3 protein-coding genes are annotated in these 1,678 nt (G+C 62.6%); 1 reads left to right on the top strand and 2 read right to left on the bottom strand.

The window, feature by feature from the left end:
• Positions 1-87 precede the first annotated feature (87 nt).
• Positions 88-828 (bottom strand): pyridoxine 5'-phosphate synthase, encoded by a 741-nt coding sequence (locus EN884_RS35135; protein ID WP_063168262.1) that lies wholly within the window; start codon positions 826-828, stop codon positions 88-90.
• A 134-nt stretch (positions 829-962) separates the two neighbouring features.
• On the opposite strand from EN884_RS35135, the gene EN884_RS35130 reads away from it, so the two are divergent.
• Positions 963-1,385, top strand: coding sequence for an STAS/SEC14 domain-containing protein (locus EN884_RS35130; protein WP_013531056.1), 423 nt, complete (start codon positions 963-965; stop codon positions 1,383-1,385).
• Here EN884_RS35130 and EN884_RS35125 read toward each other — a convergent pair.
• The coding region (locus EN884_RS35125) for an ATP-binding domain-containing protein (RefSeq protein ID WP_164895393.1) at positions 1,378-1,678 on the bottom strand (301 nt) is incomplete at its 5' end. The two genes, EN884_RS35130 and EN884_RS35125, sit on opposite strands and share 8 nt — an antisense overlap.

Here is a 1,678-nt window from a genome sequence, read left to right as displayed (position 1 = left end):
GCGCGCGGTGCTCTACGCTTGCTGCGATGCAATATCAAGTGCCGTCGCGTAATGGCTGCCATGCCTGCCATGCGAGGCTGCCCATCGCTACCATCCGCAGGCCTTGAGGAACCGACCCACCGTACCGGCCATGCCATACTCCAACGCGTCGGCTGTCAACCCATGTCCGATCGACACTTCGGCCAATGCCGGAATGCGCTTGACCAGCGCCGGCAGGTTGCCGACCACCAGATCGTGCCCGGCATTGACCTGCAGCCCGGCGGCAAGCGCGGCGTCAGCGGTTTTTCCCAGCCTTTCCAGCTCTTTGGCGGCTTTGGCGGAATCTGTGTGATAGCTGCCATATGGACCTGTATAGAGCTCGATGCGGTCGGCGCCGGTGTCGCGCGCGGCCGCCACCCAATCGGGATCCGGATCGGAAAACAGCGACACGCGAAAGCCCCCCTTCTTCAGGCGCTTGACGATTGGTGTGAGGAACGCGGCCTGGGTTGCGAAGTTCCAGCCATGGTCCGATGTCGCCTGGGCCGGATCGTCCGGCACCAAGGTCACCTGTTCAGGCTGATGCTTTTCCACAAGCAGCAGGAAATCCTCGGTCGGATAGCCCTCGATGTTGAATTCCGCGCCCGGAAACTCGTCGTCGATCAGCGACCGGATCTCAGGCACATCGGAGAGTCTTGTGTGCCGCTCGTCGGGGCGTGGATGCACTGTCAGCCCGTGCGCTCCGGCCGCCAGCGCAATGCGGCCGAGGCCGGTGACGCTTGGCCACGGCAGGTCGCGCCGGTTGCGCAGCATGGCGATGGCATTGAGGTTGACGGAGAGCTTTGCAGGCATGCGGGTGGCCTCGGAAATCGTTAGACGCGCCCACCTATAATGCCTTTGACGGGAACAGTAATGCCTTTGGTGGGAACAGACTGGGGGTTTCGGGTGTTCCAAGCCTGATGAACCAGCGGGGAAAGGTAGCGCCGATGAATTTTCTTGATGAGGTGCCGGCAATCCGCCGTATCGAGACCAGCCGTGACGACCTTTTCGCCATCGATGTCGTCGGGCACGTTTCCGCGGCCGATGGTGAAAATCTTTTCGGATTGCTGGAGGCAGCCTACGCCCTGCATCCGCGCGTCGATGTGCTGGTGCGCCTCGTCGACCACGACGGCGTCGACTGGGCCGACATCGCTGACGAGACCCTGAAGCAGGGCGCCATTCATGCATTGGAACATGTCGACCGTTGCGCGACGATCGGCGAACCGGACTGGATAGCGGACGCACAACGCTTTCTGCCGTCCTCACCACCCATCGAAATCAGGCATTTCAGGACGGAGGACGAGGCTGCCGCCTGGCAATGGCTTGCCGCACAGCCTATCGGGGCAACAGCATCCGGCGCCCCTACCTGACGATCGTCAGCCGCTCGGCCGCCCGCGTGATGGCGGTGTAGAGCCAGCGCTGGCGGGTTTCCTTGAAGGCCCAGCTTTCATCGAACAGCACGATCTCGTTCCACTGTGAGCCCTGCGCCTTGTGCACGGTCAGCGCGTAGCCATAGTCGAAATCGTCGAAGCGCTTCTTCTGCTGCCAGGGGATATCGGCGTCCGGATCCTCGAACGCCGCCTTGAGCAGCTTGATCTTGGCGACGCCGCGATCCGGATCGTCCTCTTCCGGCGACACCAGAAGGTTGATGCCGGGCTTCACC

The sequence above is a fragment of the Mesorhizobium sp. M7A.F.Ca.AU.001.01.1.1 genome, from assembly GCF_004022735.1.
Taxonomy (GTDB): domain Bacteria; phylum Pseudomonadota; class Alphaproteobacteria; order Rhizobiales; family Rhizobiaceae; genus Mesorhizobium; species Mesorhizobium ciceri.
The sequence above is the reverse complement of the archived record's forward strand: the minus strand, read 5'-3'. Positions and strand labels throughout refer to the sequence as shown.